The organism is Stenotrophomonas maltophilia, from assembly GCF_023518235.1.
Taxonomy (GTDB): Bacteria; Pseudomonadota; Gammaproteobacteria; order Xanthomonadales; family Xanthomonadaceae; genus Stenotrophomonas.
On record NZ_CP090423.1, the window covers coordinates 1,187,854 to 1,206,543 of the forward strand.

Below are 18,690 nucleotides of genomic sequence, written 5' to 3' on the forward strand. Positions count from 1 at the left end.
AGCGGGGCACGCAGTGGTTAACGGCCCCTGCGGCGGATAATTGAGTGGCCAGGGCACACCTGCGCGGTAAGATGGCCGGCGCCCCCTTCTTCCGCCCCGTCCATGCCCGCAGAACCGACCGGCAACGCCCCTGCTCCCGACCCGCGGATGGCGCAGGCGTTGAGCCGCGACCGGCGGCGGGTGGTGCTGAGCTACCTGGTGATGGCGCTGGCCTGGATGATCTCCACCGACAGCGCGGTGCAGGCGTTCATCCCCGATCCGCAGCAGGCGGCATTGTGGCAGGGGCTGAAGGGCTCGTTCTTCGCACTGGCCAGTGCGGGACTGCTGTACCTGCTGCTGCGCCCGCTGGCCGAACACGTGCTGCATACCCACGCCCGCCAGCAGGCCTCGGAGCTGCGCCTGCGGCAGATGTTCGAAGGCAACCCCGGCCCGATCCTGGTCTACGACCTGGACACGCTGGCCATCCTCGATGCCAACCCGGCCGCCTGCAGCGCCTTCGGCTGGGAGCGCGAGGAACTGCTGGAACAGACCATCGACGCGCTGTGGCCGCCGGGCCAGGACCAGGCCCTGCAGACCAAGCTGGAAGCCATCCGCGAGGCACCCGAGGAGCTGTGCATCCTGCGCACACAACTGCAGCTGCGCGATGGTTCACTGCGGCAGATGGAGCTGCGCTCCAACGCCATCGGCTTCGACGGCCACAACGCACGCCTGCTGATTGCCATCGACCGTACCGCCGAAGACCTGGCCCAGCTGCGTCGTGACCAGGCGCTGGCGCGCGTGGAAGAAGCCCATGAGTTGGCCCGCATCGGCGCATGGGAACTGGATCCGTCGACCGGCCTGGGGCGTTATTCCAACCAGGTCTACCGCCTGCTCGGTCGTCGCCCGCCCGAGGCCCGTCGCTGGCACCGGTTCGACGAGCTGCTGGTGCCGGCCGACCCGGCTACCGCCGCGCAGACCGAACAGCTGCTGGGCGAGCTGTGTTCGGGCGAGGCCGTGCAGGTGGACGTGCTGCTGCCCTTGCTGTCGATGGACGGGCGCGCACTGATGGTGCATCTGCGCGCCGCCAGCGGATTCGACGAGGCCGGGCGCAGCCGCGTGCTGGGCACCCTGCAGGATGTGACCGAGCGCGAACAGTCGCGGCGCCTGCTGCGTGAGCGCGAAGAGCAGTTCCGCGAGCTGGTGCGGGTGCTGCCCGACGGCGTGGTGATCCTCTCCGAAGAGCATGTGCTGTACGCCAATGCCTGGGCCGCCAGCCTGTTCGGTTATGGCAGCCACACCCTGCTGGGCGAACCGCTGTCCGCACTGGTGGCCGCCGGCGATCTGGCCCGGGTGCGCAGCCAGCTGCGCGCCGGCCAGCTGCATCTGGGTCCGGGCCACAGCAGCGTGGTGGCCATGCAACGCGCCGACGGGCGCAGCTTCCACGCCGGGCTGGCCGTGGGTGAAGTACGTTACGGCGGTCGCGACTGCAAGCTGCTGATCGTGCGCGACCTGAGCGATTCGGAGCGCACGCGCAGCGCACTGGAAACCAGCAACCGCGAGCTGCAGGCCATGGCCGGCCGCCTGTTCTCGTTGCAGGAGGACGAGCGCCGCGCGATCTCGCGTGACCTGCACGACGATATCGGCCAGGCGATCACCGCCATCAAGCTGTCTGCGCATGCCGCGCAGGATGAAGAGGATCCGCGCCGCCGCGCCGATGACCTGGCGCAGATCGTCAGCCTGGCCGACACTACGGTGGCCAAGCTGCGCGACATCTCGACCCTGTTGCGTCCACCGCAGCTGGATGCGCTGGGGCTGGAGGCCGCATTGAGCTGGCAGGCCCGCGTGCTGTTCCGCTCTTCGCCGGTGGAGCTGCTGGCCGAAATCGAGTCACTGCCGCATCGGCCGGACACCAGCATTGAACAGGCCTGCTTCCGCATCGCCCAGGAAAGCCTGACCAACGCGCTGCGCCACGCGCGCGCCAGCCAGGTGCAGCTGCAGCTGCGCGACGTTGGCCAGCGCGGGCTGCACCTGCAGATCCGCGACGACGGCGAAGGCTTCGATCCGGACGGTCCACGCGGGCTGGGCCTGATCGTGATGCGCGAGCGCGCGCAGAGCGTCGGAGGCCACGTGCGGATCGAATCGGCGCATGGCGAAGGCACCCTGGTCGATGTCCATCTCCCCTACCAGGCGGCCGGCATGGCCGCTGTCGAGTCACCGGAATACTGAGCCTATGTGGAATCCCAACCTGCCCCCGGTTAGCATCGATGATGCACCCGATCGCCTTGGCGCCGGCAACCCTGAGCTGCAGGCGATGGTCGCCGAAGCCGCCTCCGGGGGCACGGCGCTGATGCTGATGCACGTGGACATCGACCACTTCGCCTCGGTCAACGAGAACATGAGTGCCGAAGTGGGCGACCAGGCGCTGGTGCTGGTGGCACAGCGACTGCAGTCCTATCTGCGCGGGCGCGGCAAGCTGTGGCGGCATGGCAGCGACGAGTTCCTGCTGGCCGTACCGCGCACCGACGATGTGCCGCTGCCGGAGGATTTCGCCGAAGAGATCCGTCAGCAGATGGAACTGCCGCTGTCGGTGCTGCCGTACACGCTGTTCATGACCGGCAAGCTCGGCGTGAGCCTGTGCCCCGAACACGCCAGCAGCACCTCGCGCCTGCTCGACCATGCCGAAGATGCGCTGTACCAGGCCGCCCGCGAAGGCGGCAACGCGGTGCGCATCCACGCGGTGGATACCCCGCCCAGCGCGCACAGCGAGAGCATCATCGCCCGCCAGATCGTCGATGCCATTCCCAACGGTGAGCTGAAGCTGCGCTATCAGCCGCTGGTGAGCGCCCGCGACGGCCACGTGGTGGGCATGGAAGCGCTGCTGCGCTGGCAGTCGCCCACGCTGGGCATGCTGGTGCCGGAGCGCTTCATGCGCACCGCCGAGCGGCTCGGCATCATCGTGCAGATCGGCACCTGGGTGCTGGAGGGTGCGTTGAAGCAGGCGCGGCTGTGGCGTGACCAGGGTTTTGACGATTTCACCATCGCGGTCAACGTGTCCACCCTGCAGCTGCTGCGCCCCAATTTCTTTGCCGAGGTGATGGGCCTGATGCAGGCCGCCGGTGTGCCGGCGCAGATGCTGACGCTGGAGATCAACGAGAGTGCGTTGACCAACAACGTCAATTTCGTGCACGAGACGCTGGCCAACCTGCGCAACGAAGGCATCAGCCTGAGCCTGGACAACTTCGGCACCGGCGACTCCAGCCTCAGCGCACTGGTGCGCTACCCGGTGGACAAGCTGAAGATCGACCGCAGCTTCATCAAGAGCGCGCCGGCCGGTAATCGCGAGGCGGCCATCGCCCGCGCGATCATCGCCATGGGCCACCAGCTGGGCATGACGGTCATTGCCAATGGCGTGGAATCGCAGGCACAGCTGGGCTTCCTGCGCCGCAACGACTGCGACGTGTTCCAGGGCTATCTGTTCGGCGAGCCGATGTCGGCCGATGCCGCCGGCATGACCCTGCGCCGCCGTTACCTGCGCCCGGAGGCCTTCGCCGAAACCCGCCCGGACCGCACGCTGCTGCTGCTGGACGATGAAGAGAACGTACTGCGTTCGCTGGTGCGCCTGTTCCGCCGTGACGGCTACCGGATCCTGGCCGCCGGCAACGTGCGCGATGCCTTCGACCTGCTGGCGATCAACGACGTGCAGGTGATCCTGTCCGACCAGCGCATGAGCGACATGAGCGGCACCGAGTTCCTGGGCCGGGTGAAGATGCTGTACCCGGATACGATCCGCCTGGTGCTGTCCGGCTACACCGATCTGAACACGGTGACCGATGCGATCAACCGCGGTGCGATCTACCGCTTCCTGACCAAGCCCTGGAACGACGACGAACTGCGCAAGCACATCCACCAGGCGTTCCGCACCTACGAGGAGCAGCGCCGCAGCAATGCCGGGCCGGCAGCGGCCGAGCCGGTGGATGGCGGTGAGGATCGACCGCTGCGGTGATGATCCGGCGCCGGATTCGGCGAGGATGCCGGTCAGCGCGGCTGCTTCACCGGCAATACCACGCGGAAGCGCGAGCCGACGCCCGGCGTGCTGTCCAGGTCGATGCGGCCATGGTGCTTGTTGATGATGCTGTAGGAGATCGACAGGCCCAGGCCGGTACCGCTGCCCACCGGCTTGGTGGTGAAGAACGGATCGAAGATGCGCTGGCGCAGCTCCGGCGAGATGCCACCGCCGGTATCTTCGAACTCGACCCAGACGTGATCACCTTCCACGCCGGTACGCACGGTGATGGTGCCGCGCTCGGCGATGGCATGGCCGGCGTTGAGCAGCAGGTTCATGTACACCTGGTTCAACTCGGACGGCAGGCATTCCACCAGCGGCAGCTGGCCGAACTCACGCACCAGGGTGACCTTGTACTTGAGCTCGTTCCAGATGATGTTGATGGTCGATTCCAGGCCTGCATGCAGGTCGACCAGCTTCCACGACTCGTCGCGGCCGGAATACGAGAAGTCCTTCAGATCGCGCACGATGCGCGTCACCCGCTCGATGCCCTCGCGCGACTCGGCCATCAGCTGCGGCAGGTCGCGGCTGATGAAGTCGATGTCCAGGCGGTCACGGATATCGTCGATTTCCGGAATCAGCGCTTTCGGGTCCGGCGCGCGCAGTGCGCGCTCGTAGGCCTCGATCACGGTGAACAGGCTGCGCAGGTACTCCTGCAGGCTGCCCAGGTTGGAGTGCACGTAGCCGATCGGATTGTTGATCTCGTGCGCGACACCGGCGGCGAGCTGGCCGATGGACGCCATCTTTTCCGACTGCAGCAGCTTTTCCTGGGTACCGTTCAGGCGCAGATAGGCCTGGCGCAGCTCGGCATGGCGCTGCTGCAGCTCACGTTCGTAATCTTCCTGGCCTTCGATATGCCGGAACAGCGCCAGGAAATGCCCCTGGCCCACCGGGCCGTGGTGGTACAGATGGGCGATGACCACGCCCTCGCCCAGCGGCAGGCTCCCATTCCACTGCCCCTGCTGGCGCGCGTGTTCCAGTGCATCCGGCGGCAGCAGTTCACGCAGGCGCTGCGGCGGTGGCGTTGCGGCCTCTTCGGCACCGGCGAGCAGAGCCTGCGCCGCCGGGTTGGCCAGGGCCACCTGCCCATCCTCGGTGAACAGCAACAGGCCTTCGCGCAGGCGCTCAAGCAGAGCCTGCAGCACCGGCTGCGGCGGAAGGGGGGCAGTAACGAGGGCGTTGGCAGCGGACACGGCAACTCGGGGCGTTCGAACAGGCGCCCAATATACGCGGTCGTGCAGCGGGCTTCAGCCCGTCAAAGTGGATCGGCCGTCGCCTCAGGCGACGGCGAGCGGGCGGCCCGCGATGATCGCGTGCGACTGGCCCTTGGCATCGTAGGACGAGGCGTCCTCGGTACGGCCGAGCTGGCGCAGCGCCCAGTTGACCTCACGGCGGCGCCGCGAGAGCAGCACGCCGTTGGCGCGGTTGCGCTCGGCCAGTTCCTGCAGCTGCTCGCCCTGCCCGACCGGCGGCGCGCCTTCCAGCGCCCGCAGCGCTTCCAGCTTGGCTCCGGTGGCCCGGATCAGGGCATGCACGTCGTGCTCGACCAGGGCCTGGCGCTCAACGTCCAGGGCCTGGGCAAGGCGCTGCAGCGGCTCGCTCATCGCCGCCGTCATCCCTGCAGCTGCTGGTCCAGCTCAAGCATGCGCGATGCGATCGCGTCCGGATTGATCCTGTAGGTGCCGTTCTGCAGCGATTCGCGCACGGCCGCCACGCGCTGGGCGTCGATGGCCGGCGCGGTGCTCAGCTCACGCTCGATGGCCTGCAGATTGGTGGCCTCGCCGGTCAGGCGCAGGCTGTCGGCCGCCTCGACCGGGCGTGCCGGCGAATCGCTGCTGACGCCGGGCTTGCTGGCCGGGGTCGTCACGCTGCGCAGTGCCTGGGGGACCTGCAGGTTGCCGTCGATTTTCTGGCTCATGGGGTGTCCTGGAGTTGCCGTTCACAAGGGATAACGGCCGCAGGGCCGTGATCTTTAGGGATTTCTTGCACTAAATCAACGCGCCACGATTACGTCACCTGCGGCATCGACCGTGCCCTGCACGATCCGCCGCGAGGACAGGTTCTCCACCGAGACCCGTTCGTTCTCACCGGCATCGCCCATTGCGCGGCCGGCAATGCGGACCTCGACCGAGCCGCGACGCGACACCAGTGCGACATTGTCTCCTCTCTTGATGAGACGCTGCACCACCAGATCGTTGTTCGACAGCAGGGCCCCGGCCTGCAACGGTCGGCGGGCGATGCGGCCGATCGCCGCGTTGGGATCGGCCAGCACCGCGCCGGCTATCCGGGCGGCGTCACGCTGGGCAGTGGTGATATCGGCGGCGGTGAGGGTTTCTCCAGTACCGATTCCGCGATTGAGCACCAGTACGGTCTGGTTGCGCCGCACCTTCACCGGTACGAACAACCGCCAGCCCCCCGCATCCGGGCAGCTGACCTCTACGGTGGTGTTGGCGGTGGGCTGCACCTGCAGCGCACCGCCGCACTTGGGCAGGCGCAGCGCATCGGCCACCTGCGCCTCGCCTTCGCTGCCGGCCGGCAGCGTCGACAAGGCCGCCGTGCGGATGCTGGCGACCGGTTGCCAGTCGGCAGCGGCCGCCCATGGCGAGGCCGCGGCCAGCGCGATGGCAAATAGCGTTGTGACCCGGCGCATGGCGCCTCCTGTCGAGGGGATCTGGCCCAGGAGCGTGCAAGGGGTGTGCCAGAGGGGCTTGTGTCGAGTCGAGCGTGCTCTACTGCTTTCATGGCCAGTCGAGCCAGCTCGACGCTACAGAGGCAGGGACGAGCATGGCGCGACGCCATAAAGGCGGTGCAGAGCACGCGTGTGGCAGACCACCCTCAAGTTCCGCCGCTGCGGCGCCGATACAGCAGCCATGTCCCATGACCTGCTCAACCGGATCGACCAGCGGACCCGACTGGCCGGCCACAATCGCCTGGCGCTGCTGCTGTTCCGTCTCGGCGGACGTCAGCTTTTTGGCGTCAACGTCTTCAAGGTGCAGGAAGTCCTGCGTCGCCCGGAACTGTTCCAGGTGCCCGGGCTGCCGAGCCAGTTTGCCGGCGTTGCCGATGTCCGCGGGCGCTCGGTGCCGGTGCTGGACCTGGGCCTGGCGATCGGCCACCCCGAACGTGAACCCGATGCGGATACGTCGCCCGGCTACCTGGTGGTGACCGAATTCAACCGTTCGATCCAGGGCTTCCTGGTCAGCGGCGTGGAGCGCATCGTCAACATCGCGGTGGAAGACATCCATCCGCCGCCGGAACTGGGCGCCGAATCCAGCTACCTGACCGCGGTGACCCGCTTCCAGGGCGAGCTGATCCAGGTGATCGACGTGGAAAGCGTGCTGGCCGACATTGCCCAGGTCCGCGGCGAAGCCGTGCTGGATCCGGCCATGGCGATGCCGGCCGATGGCCCGCAGCTGCAGGTGCTGGTGGTGGACGACTCGCGCGTGGCCCGCCAGCAGATCCGCAGCGTACTGGACCAGCTGGGCGTGGGCGCCACCCTGCTCTCCGATGGCAAACAGGCACTGGACCATCTGCTGCAGATCCATGCCTCCGGTGAAAACCCGGCCGAGCGCTACGCCATGGTCATTTCGGACATCGAGATGCCGGCCATGGACGGCTACACGCTGACGACGGAAATCCGGCGCCATCCGGGCCTGGCCGGCCTGTATGTGCTGCTGCACACCTCGCTGTCGGGCGTATTCAACAATGCGATGGTCGAGCGCGTTGGCGCCAACGCCTTCGTCGCCAAGTACTCGCCGCACGAGCTGGCCGACTTCGTGCTGGACCGACTGCGCAAGGTGGCGCTGGCGGCGTAAGGCGCGCTGATCCGGTAGTGCCGGCCGCTGGCCGGCAGCCGCAGACATATCGGGGAGCCGGCCAGCGGCCGGCACTACCCTCTCGAATTTGGCACACCCCTTGCAGCTTCCCGGGCAACGTTCCCGTGGGAGTGCACCGTGCGCAACCTGATTACCGACTACCTGGGCGTCCACGCCCAGGCCATGCCGTTGCGCGAACAGCGGATGAAGCTGATCGCCAGCAACCTCGGCAATGCCGACACTCCCGGCTACAAGGCCCAGGACCTGGACTTCGATGCCGCCCTGCGCCACGCCCAGGGCCAGAATGCCAACGGCCTGATGACCACCACCAACGAACAGCACTACGAAATCAGTAGTGGCCTGAACCCGTTCCAGGTGGCCCGTGAAGGGGTGCAGCCCAGCCTGGACGGCAACACCGTCGACCCCGATGCCGAGCGTGCGGCCTATGGCCGTGCCGCCCTGGAATACCGCGCCTCGCTCAGCTTCGTCGAGAGCAAGGTGCGTTCCATGCTGACCGCGATCACGGGGCAATAAGCCATGAGCAACCTGCCGATCTTCGATATCGCCGGCTCCGCACTGCAGGCGCAATCGGTGCGCATGAGCACCATCGCCTCCAACCTCTCCAACGCCGACACCGTCGCCGGTTCCGCCGACGCCGTGTACAAGCCGCTGGAGCCGATCTTCCAGGCCGTCACCAGCAAGAACGATCCGAACATCACTTCGGTGAAGGTCAAGGAGATCACCCAGAGCGAAGCAGCGCCGATCAAGCGCTACGAGCCGGGCCACCCGCTGGCCGATGCCGATGGCTACATCTACCAGCCCGACGTCGATCCGGTGGCGCAGATGGTCAACCTGATCTCGACCTCGCGCAACTACCAGGCCGGCGTGGAGATGCTGACCACCGCCAAGGAACTGGCCCTGGCCACCCTGACCATGGGCCGTTGAGGCCCGCAGTACCGGATACCGCCATGACCACCGCCGTCAACAACCAGACCAGCCAGGACGTCTACAGTGCTCTCGGCCTGAACGCCCCCAACAGCAACGCGACCAAGAAGAAGAACACGCTGGACCAGGCCGACTTCCTGCGCCTGATGACCGAGCAGCTGCAGCACCAGGATCCGCTCAAGCCGATGGACAACACGCAGATGGTTGCGCAGATGGCGCAGATGTCGACCGTGCAGGGCATCACCGATCTGAACAAGACGGTCAAGGGCTTCCAGGAGTCGATGGCCAGCGACCAGGTGCTGCGGGGTGCCGCGCTGGTCGGCCATCAGGTGCTGGTGCCCTCTGAAAAACTGGTGCTGGAGAAGGAAGGCAACGTGGAAGGCACGGTGGCCGCGCCGTCGGCCGGCATCATCACCGTGGACATCACCGACGCCAACGGCGCCAAGGTCACCTCGCTGAGCGTGGAAGCCAAGGCCGCCGGCGAGACCGCCTTCCAGTGGGACGGCAAGGATGCCAACGGCAAGCGCATGGAACCGGGCAAGTATTCCATCGTCGCCAACCACGTCGACACCGCCGGCAAGAGCACCAAGCTGTCCACTTATGTGCAGGCGCCGGTGGAAAGCGTGACCGTCGGTTCCGACGGCCTGTACCTGAACCTCAAGGGCCTGGGTACGGCCCCGATCGACTACGTGCTCCGCGTCAGCTGAGCCGCACATTCCGCATCAACCAGGAGCATCCCATGGGCTTCAATGTCTCGCTGTCCGGCATCAATGCCGCCAACACCGACCTGAGCGTCACCGCCAACAACGTGGCCAACGTCAACACCACCGGCTTCAAGCAGTCGCGTGCCGAGTTCGCCGACCTTTTCGCCTCCACCAGCTATGGCCTGTCGACCAACCAGACCGGCTCGGGCGTGCGCGTTTCCAACGTCGCCCAGCAGTTCATCCAGGGCCACAACGAACAGACCGGGCGCAGCCTGGACATGGCCATTTCCGGTGAGGGCTTCTTCACCATGAACATGAACGGCTCGCGCGTGTACTCGCGCGCCGGCAACTTCCAGACCGACTCGTCCGGCTATGTGGTCAACCCGCAGGGCGCACGCCTGCAGGTGTTCGCGCCGAATGCCGACGGCACCAATTTCGATGCAGGCCGCCTGGTCGACCTGCAGCTGCTGACCACCGACAGCCCGCCGAAGCAGACCAGCGAAGTGAAGGTCGGCTTCACCCTGCCGGCCAATGCCAAGCAGCCGACGGTCGCCACCTTCGATCCGACCGACTCCAACAGCTACAACCACTCCAGCGGCGGCATCACCGTGTACGACTCGCTGGGCGTGAGCCATATCCAGGTCTCCTACTTCGTCAAGGGCGCCAACCCGAACGAGTGGACCGTGCGCAATTACGTGGACGGCCAGCCGGCCGGCACCCCCACGACGGTCACCTTCGACAACAGCGGCAAGCTGACCAGCCCGGCCAACGGCAAGGTCAGCCTGGGCACCTTCACCCCGACCACCGGTGCCGGCCAGCTGAACATGACGCTGGATATCGGCGGCTCGACCCAGTACGGCGAGAAGTTCGCGCTGCGCAACACGCAGCAGGACGGCTATGCCGCCGGCAAGCTCAACGAGATCACCGTGTCCGAATCGGGTGTGGTCTACGCACGCTATTCCAACGGCGACGACAAGCCGCTGGGCCAGGTCGCGCTGACCACCTTCAACAACACCCAGGGCCTGGAATCGAAGGGCAACAATCTGTGGGTGGAGACCTTCGAATCGGGTACGCCGCGCACCGGCATGCCCGACACCTCCAACCTCGGCAAGATCCAGGCCGGTTCGCTGGAGGCGTCCACCGTGGATCTCACCGAGCAGCTGGTCAACATGATCACCGCGCAGCGCAACTTCCAGGCCAACGCGCAGATGATCACCACCCAGGACCAGATCACCCAGACGGTCATCAACATCCGTTGATGACCCGCTGACCCTGTCACGGAACTCCCCGCATGGATAAAGCCCTTTACGTGGCGATGACCGGTGCCCGCGCCTCCCTGCAGGCGCAGGGAACGCTCAGCCACAACCTCGCCAACTCGGACACCCCCGGCTTCAAGGAAGCGCTGGCCAACACCGAAGCCTTCCCGATCCGCGGCCCGGGCTTTGCCTCGCGGGTGGATGCGCTGCACGTCGACGCCGGCTTCAACCGCCGGCCCGGCGCGCAGCACATCACCGGCAAGCCGCTGGACCTGGCGCTGCAGAGCGGCACCTGGCTGGCGGTGCAGGCCAGCGACGGCAGCGAAGCGTATACGCGCGGCGCCGCCCTGTCGGTGACGCCGAACGGCCAGCTGGTGACCTCCGGTGGGCGCACGGTGCTGGATGACAACAACAACCCGATCGCCATTCCGCCCTACCAGGCGATGGAGATCGGCGCCGACGGCACGATCTCGATCATCCCGCAGGGCGAAGGCCCGCAGACGATGGCGCAGATCGGCCGGATCAAGGTGGTACAGGCCCCGGACGAGCGCCTTGAGCGCGGCCTGGATGGCCTGTTCCGCAACACCGACCCGCGCCAGCCGTTCGCTCCCGCCCAGGGTACGGCGGTGCACAGCGGCCAGCTGGAGGGCAGCAACGTCGATGCCGCCGGCGCACTGGTGCAGATGATCCAGCTGCAACGCCAGTACGAAATGCAGGTGCAGGTGATCAAGCACGGCGATGACAACGCGCGCAGCGCCAACAGCCTGCTGCGCCTGGGCAGCTGACGGAATTCCGGCACCGGCAGGCACCGGCGCTGGCACACCGCTTGCACACCCCCTACCAAGGGCCGCACCACGCGGCCGGCTTCACCAGACAGGACAGCGAAGATGAACCAGGCATTGTGGATCGCGAAAACCGGACTGGATGCGCAGCAGATGCGCATGTCGGTGGTTTCCAACAATCTCGCCAACACCAACACCACCGGCTTCAAGCAGGACCGTGCCAGCTTCGAGGACCTGCTGTACCAGCAGGTGCGCCAGCCCGGCGGTTCCTCTTCGGCACAGACGCAGCTGCCGACCGGCCTGCAGCTGGGCACCGGCGTGCGCGTGGTCGCCACCGCCAAGAACTTTGAACAAGGTGGCCAGCAGCAGACCGGACGCGCACTGGACGTGATGGTCAACGGCCGTGGCTTCTTCGAAGTGCAGATGCCCGACGGCAGCTCGGCCTACACCCGCGACGGTTCGTTCAAGATCAACCAGGACAGCGAGCTGGTGACCAACAGCGGCTATCCGGTGCAGCCGGGCATCCAGATTCCCGAAGGTGCGCAGTCGGTGACCATCGGCAGCGACGGCACCATCAGCGTGAAGATGGCCGACAACGCCGCCTCGGTGGAAGTGGGTGCATTGACCCTGACCGACTTCGTCAACCCGGCCGGCCTGCAGGCCCGTGGCGAGAATCTGTTCCTGGAAACCACCGCATCGGGTCCGGCGCAGAACGGCAATCCCGGCCTGAACGGCCTGGGCACCGTGGTGCAGGGTGCGCTGGAAGGCAGCAACGTCAACGTGGTGGAAGAGCTGGTGTCGATGATCGAAACCCAGCGCGCCTACGAAATGAACGCCAAGGCGATCTCCACCACCGACTCGATGCTCGGCTACCTCAACAACAAGATCTGACCGGCCCAACCGGGGAACCGCCATGTCGTCCATTTCCAACTTCGCCCGCACTGCCCTGGCCTGCGCTGTGGTCGCCCTGCTCGGTGGCTGCGTGATCGCCGGCGACGTGCGTCCCTACGCGGCGATGGCACCGATCCAGCCGATCATGCCGCCGCAGGCCGCGCCAACTGCCGGTGCGATCTATGCCGCCGGCCCGACCCTGCAGCTGTACTCGGACCGGCGCGCGCGCGACGTCGGCGACCTGCTGACCATCACGCTGCTGGAAAACACCACCGCGCAGACCAGCGCCAACACCGCCACCAACAAGGAATCCAACCTGAGCCTGGGCAGCCCGAGCATCTTCGGTGCGCCGGTCACCCTGGGCGGCAAGGACATCCTCAGCGCCAGTGCGGAAGGCAAGCGTGATTTCAGTGGCAAGGGCAACAGCGCGCAGAGCAACCGCCTGCAGGGCAATGTCACGGTCACGGTGATCCAGCGCCTGCCCAACGGCAACCTGGTGGTACAGGGGCAGAAGAACCTGCGGCTGAACCAGGGCGACGAACTGGTGCAGGTACAGGGCATCGTGCGCCCGGGCGACATCAGCCAGGACAACACCATTCCCTCCAGCCGCGTGGCCGAAGCGCGCATCGTCTACGGCGGTCGCGGCCCGGTTGCGCAGTCCAATGCGATGGGCTGGCTGAGCCGCTTCTTCAACTCCGGGCTGACGCCGTTCTGAGTATGGCCATGAAACTCTTCTCCTCTTCTTCCTGGCAGCGACGCGTAGCGTCGCTCCACGCATCGGTTTTCCTGGTGATGGCAATGGTCGCCCCCGCCAGCGCCGAGCGCATCAAGGACCTGGCCCAGGTCGGTGGCGTGCGCGGCAACGCGCTGGTGGGCTACGGCCTGGTGGTCGGCCTGGATGGCAGCGGTGATCGCACCAGCCAGGCACCCTTTACGGTGCAGAGCCTGAAGAACCTGCTCGGCGAGCTGGGCGTGAACGTGCCAGCAAACGTCAACCCGCAGCTGAAGAACGTAGCGGCCGTGGCGATCCACGCCGAACTGCCGCCGTTCGCCAAGCCGGGCCAGCCGATCGACATCACCGTCTCTTCGATCGGCAACGCGGTGTCGCTGCGTGGCGGTTCGCTGCTGATGGCGCCGCTGCGCGGTGCCGACGGCCAGATCTACGCCATCGCGCAGGGCAACCTGATCGTGGGTGGCTTCGGCGCCCAGGGCAAGGACGGTTCGCGGGTCTCGGTCAACGTGCCCAGTGTCGGCCGCATTCCCAATGGCGCCACCGTCGAGCGCGCCCTCCCCGATCCGCTGGCCAATGGCGGCGACATCACCCTGAACCTGCACAACAACGATTTCACCACCGTCTCGCGGATGGTCGCTGCGCTCAACAACGCGTTCGGCGAAGGCGCTGCGCGCGCGGTCGATGGCGTGACCGTGGCCGTGACCGCACCGACCGACCCGGGCGCGCGCATCGGCCTGCTGGCCCGCATCGAGAACCTGGAACTGACCCCGGGCAGCGCTCCGGCCAAGGTGGTGGTCAATTCGCGTACCGGCACCGTGGTCATCGGCCAGCAGGTACGGGTCGGCCCGGCGGCGATCTCGCACGGCTCGCTGACTGTCACGATCCAGGAAAACACCAACGTCAGCCAGCCCAATGCCTTGTCCGGTGGACGCACCGTGGCCAGCCCGCAGTCCACCATCACCGCCACCAACGATGGCAGCCGCATGTTCAAGTTCAGCGGCGGTACCACGCTGGACGAGATCGTGCATGCGGTGAATGCGGTGGGGGCCGCGCCGGGCGACCTGATTGCGATCCTGGAAGCCCTGAAGCAGGCCGGCGCATTGAGTGCCGAGCTCGAGGTGATCTGACATGCGCATCACTCCCGCATTCGATCTGAATCCCGCACAGCAGAACGACCCGGCCAAGATCGACAAGGTCGCGCGCCAGCTGGAAGGCCAGTTCGCGCAGATGCTGGTCAAGAGCATGCGTGATGCCAGCTTCGGCGACTCGCTGTTTCCCGGCGAGAACAAGATGTTCCGCGACATGTACGACCAGAAGATTGCCGAGGCAATGACCCGCGGCAAGGGCCTGGGGCTGTCGGGGATGATTGCCCGCCAGCTGTCCGGCCAGGCCGCCGAAGGCCCGGCACTGGATACCCGCGTGGACCCGGCCAAGGCCAGCCGTGCATACCAACTCAACGCACCGGCGCGCCCGGCACCGGCGCTGCCGCTGGAAGACGGCAGCCAGGCCGTGCGCCTGCTGCAGCAGATGGCCGCCGGCGCACAGGGCGGCGCACAGGCCGCGCTGGCCCCGATGGCGCAGGCCCTGGACCTCATCGCCGGCCGCGAGAGCAGCAGCATGCATCGCTCGCTGGGCACCGAAGATCCGTACATCGGTGGCCTGCAGGGTGAGGACTGGGCCGCCAACAACGACCAGTGGGCGGCCACCGCCAGCAATCGCGGTACCGCGGTCAGCCCGGCCGATGCGATGGCCACCCGTACCGCTGTCGCCCAGCTGGGCGCGCACACGCCGGAAGGCTTCGTGGCCAGCATCTGGCAGCACGCGCAGAGCGCGGCCAAGGAGCTGGGCGTGGACGCCCGCGCACTGGTCGCCCAGGCCGCGCTGGAAACCGGCTGGGGCAAGCGCCAGATCAAGCACGCCGACGGCAGCACCTCGCACAACCTGTTCGGCATCAAGGCCACCGGCTGGAACGGCCAGCGCGCCGTGGCCGGCACCCATGAGTACGTCGATGGCGTGCGCCGCAACGAGACCGCCAGCTTCCGTGCCTACAGCTCGCCGGCCGAAAGCTTCGCCGACTACGTGCGCCTGCTGAAGACCAGCCCGCGCTACCAGCAGGCTCTGCAGGCCGGCACCGACGTGCAGGGCTTCGCCCGTGGCCTGCAGCGCGCCGGCTATGCCACCGACCCGCGCTACGCCGCCAAGATCGCCGCCATCGCCGGCGGCCCGACCATCGAGCGCGCTGTCGCCGCCGTGGCCGATGCCGGCTCACGCCTTGGCCAGACCTTCGCCAGCACCGCGACCGCGGCGCTGGGTATCACCCGTCGTTGAGGAACCCCATGTCCAGCGTACTTTCCACCGGTACTGGTGCCCTGCTCGCCTTCCAGCGTGCGTTGGCGACCACCAGCCACAATGTGGCCAACCTCAATACCCCCGGCTACAGCCGGCAGAAGGTCGACTTCGCCACCGCCGATCCGCAGAACTACGGCTACGGCACGGTCGGCAACGGCACCCGCATCACCGACATCCGCCGCACGGCCGACCAGCTGGCGATTTCGCGCCTGCTCGACAGCAGTGGCGAACTGGCGCGCCTGAAGCAGCTTTCAGGCATGGCTGACCGGGTCAATGCGCTGTTCTCCGATGCGGCCACCAATGTCTCGGGCGTGTGGTCGAACTTCTTCGACTCGGTCAGCGGCCTGTCCTCCAACGCCGCCGGCACCGCCGACCGCCAGAACATGCTCGATGGCGGCAAGACCCTGGCCAACCGTTTCGTGCAGCTCAACACGCAGCTGAACAACCTCAACAGTGAAGTCAACAACGGTCTGCTGGCCGGTGCCACCGAGGTCAACCGGCTGGCGCAGGAAATCGCGCAGATCAACGGGGCGATCGGCACCAACCTGGCCACCGCCGCACCGGATCTGCTCGACCGTCGTGACCAGCTCATCACCCAGCTGATCGGCTACACCGGCGGCACCGCGGTCATCCAGGACGGCGGCATCATGAACGTCTACACCGCCGGCGGCAACGCGCTGGTGGTGGGCACCACGGCCACCAAGGTCACCACCGTGGCCGACCCCTACCAGCCCGAGCGCCTGCAGCTGGCGCTGGAAACCCAGGGCAACACCATCCGCCTGGACCCCAAGGCCGTGGGCGGCCAGATCGGTGGCCTGCTGGAGTTCCGCGATACGGTGCTGACCCCGGCCCAGGCCGAACTGGGCAAGCTGGCGGTGGGCCTGGCCGAGAGCTTCAACCAGGCCCATCACCAGGGCGTTGACCTGTACGGCCAGCTCGGTGGCGACTTCTTCAACATCGGCAACCCGCGCGTCACCGGCAACACCAGCAACACCGGCACCGCCAGTCTCAGCGCCACCTATGGCGACCTGGGCAAGCTCGACGCGCAGAACGTGGTGCTGCAGTTCGACGGCAGCAACTGGAAGGCCAGCCGCGCCGATACCGGCGCCAGCATTCCGCTGACCGGCACCGGCACCGCCGCCGACCCGCTGGTGATCAACGGTGTGCAGCTGGTGGTCGGTGGTACGCCGGCCGCCAACGATCGCTTCCTGCTGCAGCCCACCGCCGGCGTCGCTGGCAGCCTGGAAGTGGCGATCACCGATCCGTCGCGGATCGCGGCCGCCGCTGCGGTGAAGGGTGCCGCAGCCACCGCCAACACCGGCACCGGCAAGCTGAGCGGTGTCACCGTGACCGACGCCAGCAATGCCAACCTGCGTAATCCGGCTGCGATCGTGTTCACCTCGGCCACCACCTACACCATCGACGGCGGCCCCCCGCAGACCTACACCCCCGGCCAGACCATCAGCGCCAACGGCTGGAGCTTCGTGCTCGACGGTGCGCCCAAGGTCGGTGACACCTTCAACATCACCCCGACCCCGGCCGGCTCGTCCGACAACAGCAATGCGACCCGGCTGGCCAAGGTGGAGAGCGCAAAGGCCTTCAACAGCGGCACGGTCACCCTCAACGGTGCACTGGGTGGGCTGACCACCCAGGTCGGCGCCGCTGCGCGCTCGGCCGAGTATTCGCTGGATGCGCAGCTGGTGATCAATGACAAGGCGCAGGCCGCACGAGATGAAGTGTCCGGCGTCAACCTGGACGAGGAAGCCGCTGACATGCTTCGCCTGCAGCAGGCCTACCAGGCGGCGTCGCAGCTGATCTCCACCGCCGACAGCATGTTCCAGACCATCCTGGGAGCCGTGCGCCGATGAGCACCCGTATCTCCACCGGAATGATGTACAACCAGTCGGTGTCGCTGATGATGGCCAAGCAGGCCAAGCTCAGCCATCTGGAGCAGCAGATCGCCACCGGCAGCAAGATCGTCAGCGCCAAGGACGATCCGGTCGGCGCCGGCGCCGCGGTCGGGCTTGATCGCAGCCTGGCAGCGCTGGAGCGCATGAAGCTCAACGCCGGCAACGTGCAGAACCGCTTGGGCGTGCAGGAAAACACCCTGGCCCAGGTCAACGACCTGATGACCCGCGTCAACGACCTGACCATCCAGGCCAGCAACCCGGCGCTGAGCGCGGCCGACAAGAAGACGCTGATCACCGAGTTGAACCAGATCCGCGACGGCCTGCTGTCGCTGGCCAACGCCGACGATGGCACCGGCCGCTACGTGTTCGGCGGCACCAACGACGGCGATCCGCCCTTTGCCAAGATCAACGGCAAGGTGGTCTACCGTGGCGACCAGACCCAGCGCCAGATCGAAGTCGGCCCGGATACCTACGTGCGCGATGCGCTGCCCGGCAGCGAGATCTTTATGCGCATTCCCACCGGCGATGGCTTCGTCGACGGCAATGCCGCGGCCGGCAACACCGGCAATGGCGTGCTGACCAACATCACCCGCGATGGCAGTGACAGCTGGAACGGACAGTCGTTCAGCATCCGCTTCACCGCCGCCGACCAGTACCAGGTGCTGGACGGTGCCGGCAACGTGACCGGCACCGGCACCTACAAGGCCGGCGACAACATCGAAGTGAACGGCGTGCGCCTGCAGCTCACCGGCGCGCCCGCGGCCGGCGACAGCTTCAACGTCAAGCCGGCCACCAGCCGCGACATCTTCGACACCATGGACAAGCTGATTGCCGCACTGGATGCCGACACCGGCACCACCGCCAAGATGTCCGCGCAGCAGAACGAGTTGCAGAGCGCGTTGCGCGATGTTGCTCGTGCGTCGGAACGGATGATCGATTCGCGCGCCGCCGGTGGCGCGCAGCTGAAGGCGCTGGACAACGCGGCCGACATGCGCGAGGCCAACAGCGTGACCCTGAAGACCACGCTGTCGCAGATGCGCGACCTGGACTACGCCGATGCTTTGAGCCAGTACCAGTTGCAAAGCACCGCACTGCAGGCGGCGCAGACGATCTTCTCGCAGATGCAGTCGATGTCGTTGTTCAACAAGATCCGCTGACGCCGCTTCCGCGTCAGCCCTGAAAGGCCGCGATGCCCTGCATCGCGGCCTTTTTCGTTTCTGGATGGCCCTGCTGCAGCACTCGCCGGGCGCGGCCTGCGCCATT

18 protein-coding genes are annotated in these 18,690 nt (G+C 67.0%); 14 read left to right on the forward strand and 4 right to left on the reverse strand.

Annotated elements, in window-relative coordinates:
- Window positions 1-102 precede the first annotated feature (102 nt).
- On the forward strand, window positions 103-2,205 hold the full coding sequence (locus LZ605_RS05640) for a PAS domain S-box protein (protein WP_249844058.1): 2,103 nt from the start codon (window positions 103-105) through the stop codon (window positions 2,203-2,205).
- A 4-nt stretch (window positions 2,206-2,209) separates the two neighbouring features.
- On the forward strand, window positions 2,210-3,982 hold the full coding sequence (locus LZ605_RS05645) for an EAL domain-containing protein (RefSeq protein WP_107230478.1): 1,773 nt from the start codon (window positions 2,210-2,212) through the stop codon (window positions 3,980-3,982).
- 32 nt (window positions 3,983-4,014) lie between these two features.
- Here the strand turns inward: LZ605_RS05645 and LZ605_RS05650 are convergent, their stop codons facing one another.
- The 4 genes from LZ605_RS05650 to flgA form a co-directional block, all read right to left on the reverse strand.
- The gene (locus LZ605_RS05650; protein ID WP_249844059.1) at window positions 4,015-5,235 is read right to left on the reverse strand and encodes an ATP-binding protein; all 1,221 of its coding nucleotides are present in this window, start codon (window positions 5,233-5,235) and stop codon (window positions 4,015-4,017) included.
- Between the two features lie 84 nt (window positions 5,236-5,319).
- A complete protein-coding gene (locus tag LZ605_RS05655; protein WP_249844060.1) occupies window positions 5,320-5,658 on the reverse strand; it encodes a flagellar protein FlgN in 339 nt (112 codons plus the stop codon).
- Window positions 5,655-5,960: a flagellar biosynthesis anti-sigma factor FlgM gene (gene flgM / locus LZ605_RS05660; RefSeq protein WP_107230475.1), complete on the reverse strand. Its 306-nt coding sequence runs from the start codon at window positions 5,958-5,960 to the stop codon at window positions 5,655-5,657. The genes LZ605_RS05655 and flgM overlap by 4 nt, the downstream gene beginning before the upstream one ends.
- A gap of 75 nt (window positions 5,961-6,035) precedes the next feature.
- Window positions 6,036-6,692, reverse strand: coding sequence for a flagellar basal body P-ring formation chaperone FlgA (flgA, locus tag LZ605_RS05665; RefSeq protein WP_249844061.1), 657 nt, complete (start codon window positions 6,690-6,692; stop codon window positions 6,036-6,038).
- 220 nt (window positions 6,693-6,912) lie between these two features.
- Here flgA and LZ605_RS05670 point away from each other — a divergent pair, with 220 nt between their 5' ends.
- The 12 genes from LZ605_RS05670 to flgL all read left to right on the forward strand — a co-directional run bounded on the left by LZ605_RS05670 (window position 6,913) and on the right by flgL (window position 18,584).
- Window positions 6,913-7,857 carry a chemotaxis protein gene (locus tag LZ605_RS05670; protein WP_107230869.1) on the forward strand — a complete coding sequence of 315 codons (945 nt, stop codon included), beginning with the start codon at window positions 6,913-6,915 and terminating at the stop codon, window positions 7,855-7,857.
- A gap of 138 nt (window positions 7,858-7,995) precedes the next feature.
- Complete coding sequence (flgB, locus tag LZ605_RS05675) at window positions 7,996-8,391, forward strand: flagellar basal body rod protein FlgB (RefSeq protein WP_107230473.1); 396 nt, start codon at window positions 7,996-7,998, stop codon at window positions 8,389-8,391.
- 3 nt (window positions 8,392-8,394) lie between these two features.
- Window positions 8,395-8,802, forward strand: coding sequence for a flagellar basal body rod protein FlgC (gene flgC, locus LZ605_RS05680; RefSeq protein ID WP_005416461.1), 408 nt, complete (start codon window positions 8,395-8,397; stop codon window positions 8,800-8,802).
- 23 nt (window positions 8,803-8,825) lie between these two features.
- Window positions 8,826-9,509, forward strand: a complete 684-nt coding sequence (locus LZ605_RS05685; protein ID WP_014647064.1) for a flagellar hook capping FlgD N-terminal domain-containing protein — start codon at window positions 8,826-8,828, stop codon at window positions 9,507-9,509.
- A gap of 32 nt (window positions 9,510-9,541) precedes the next feature.
- Complete coding sequence (gene flgE, locus LZ605_RS05690; protein WP_249844062.1) at window positions 9,542-10,765, forward strand: flagellar hook protein FlgE; 1,224 nt, start codon at window positions 9,542-9,544, stop codon at window positions 10,763-10,765.
- A gap of 32 nt (window positions 10,766-10,797) precedes the next feature.
- Window positions 10,798-11,547 (forward strand): flagellar basal body rod protein FlgF, encoded by a 750-nt coding sequence (locus LZ605_RS05695; RefSeq protein WP_057498420.1) that lies wholly within the window; start codon window positions 10,798-10,800, stop codon window positions 11,545-11,547.
- A 102-nt stretch (window positions 11,548-11,649) separates the two neighbouring features.
- A complete protein-coding gene (flgG, locus tag LZ605_RS05700) occupies window positions 11,650-12,435 on the forward strand; it encodes a flagellar basal-body rod protein FlgG (protein WP_005416457.1) in 786 nt (261 codons plus the stop codon).
- Window positions 12,436-12,457: 22 nt separating this feature from the next.
- Window positions 12,458-13,150, forward strand: coding sequence for a flagellar basal body L-ring protein FlgH (gene flgH, locus LZ605_RS05705; protein WP_107230471.1), 693 nt, complete (start codon window positions 12,458-12,460; stop codon window positions 13,148-13,150).
- Between the two features lie 2 nt (window positions 13,151-13,152).
- On the forward strand, window positions 13,153-14,295 hold the full coding sequence (locus tag LZ605_RS05710) for a flagellar basal body P-ring protein FlgI (protein ID WP_249844063.1): 1,143 nt from the start codon (window positions 13,153-13,155) through the stop codon (window positions 14,293-14,295).
- 1 nt (window position 14,296) lies between these two features.
- Entirely contained in the window at window positions 14,297-15,496 is a 1,200-nt protein-coding gene (gene flgJ / locus LZ605_RS05715; RefSeq protein WP_249844064.1) for a flagellar assembly peptidoglycan hydrolase FlgJ, read from the forward strand.
- Between the two features lie 8 nt (window positions 15,497-15,504).
- Window positions 15,505-17,385 (forward strand): flagellar hook-associated protein FlgK, encoded by a 1,881-nt coding sequence (gene flgK, locus LZ605_RS05720; protein WP_249844065.1) that lies wholly within the window; start codon window positions 15,505-15,507, stop codon window positions 17,383-17,385.
- Window positions 17,382-18,584 carry a flagellar hook-associated protein FlgL gene (gene flgL, locus LZ605_RS05725; RefSeq protein WP_249844066.1) on the forward strand — a complete coding sequence of 401 codons (1,203 nt, stop codon included), beginning with the start codon at window positions 17,382-17,384 and terminating at the stop codon, window positions 18,582-18,584. The genes flgK and flgL overlap by 4 nt, the downstream gene beginning before the upstream one ends.
- Window positions 18,585-18,690 lie beyond the last annotated feature (106 nt).

Bases quoted from the DNA above. Each gene is read 5' to 3' on its own strand.
- LZ605_RS05640 (WP_249844058.1), top strand. From the start codon at position 103: ATGCCCGCAGAACCGACCGGCAACGCCCCTGCTCCCGACCCGCGGATG.
- LZ605_RS05645 (WP_107230478.1), top strand. From the start codon at position 2,210: ATGTGGAATCCCAACCTGCCCCCGGTTAGCATCGATGATGCACCCGAT.
- LZ605_RS05655 (WP_249844060.1), bottom strand. From the start codon at position 5,658: ATGACGGCGGCGATGAGCGAGCCGCTGCAGCGCCTTGCCCAGGCCCTG.
- flgM (WP_107230475.1), bottom strand. From the start codon at position 5,960: ATGAGCCAGAAAATCGACGGCAACCTGCAGGTCCCCCAGGCACTGCGC.
- flgA (WP_249844061.1), bottom strand. From the start codon at position 6,692: ATGCGCCGGGTCACAACGCTATTTGCCATCGCGCTGGCCGCGGCCTCG.
- LZ605_RS05670 (WP_107230869.1), top strand. From the start codon at position 6,913: ATGTCCCATGACCTGCTCAACCGGATCGACCAGCGGACCCGACTGGCC.
- flgC (WP_005416461.1), top strand. From the start codon at position 8,395: ATGAGCAACCTGCCGATCTTCGATATCGCCGGCTCCGCACTGCAGGCG.
- LZ605_RS05685 (WP_014647064.1), top strand. From the start codon at position 8,826: ATGACCACCGCCGTCAACAACCAGACCAGCCAGGACGTCTACAGTGCT.
- flgE (WP_249844062.1), top strand. From the start codon at position 9,542: ATGGGCTTCAATGTCTCGCTGTCCGGCATCAATGCCGCCAACACCGAC.
- LZ605_RS05695 (WP_057498420.1), top strand. From the start codon at position 10,798: ATGGATAAAGCCCTTTACGTGGCGATGACCGGTGCCCGCGCCTCCCTG.
- flgG (WP_005416457.1), top strand. From the start codon at position 11,650: ATGAACCAGGCATTGTGGATCGCGAAAACCGGACTGGATGCGCAGCAG.
- flgH (WP_107230471.1), top strand. From the start codon at position 12,458: ATGTCGTCCATTTCCAACTTCGCCCGCACTGCCCTGGCCTGCGCTGTG.
- LZ605_RS05710 (WP_249844063.1), top strand. From the start codon at position 13,153: ATGGCCATGAAACTCTTCTCCTCTTCTTCCTGGCAGCGACGCGTAGCG.
- flgJ (WP_249844064.1), top strand. From the start codon at position 14,297: ATGCGCATCACTCCCGCATTCGATCTGAATCCCGCACAGCAGAACGAC.
- flgK (WP_249844065.1), top strand. From the start codon at position 15,505: ATGTCCAGCGTACTTTCCACCGGTACTGGTGCCCTGCTCGCCTTCCAG.
- flgL (WP_249844066.1), top strand. From the start codon at position 17,382: ATGAGCACCCGTATCTCCACCGGAATGATGTACAACCAGTCGGTGTCG.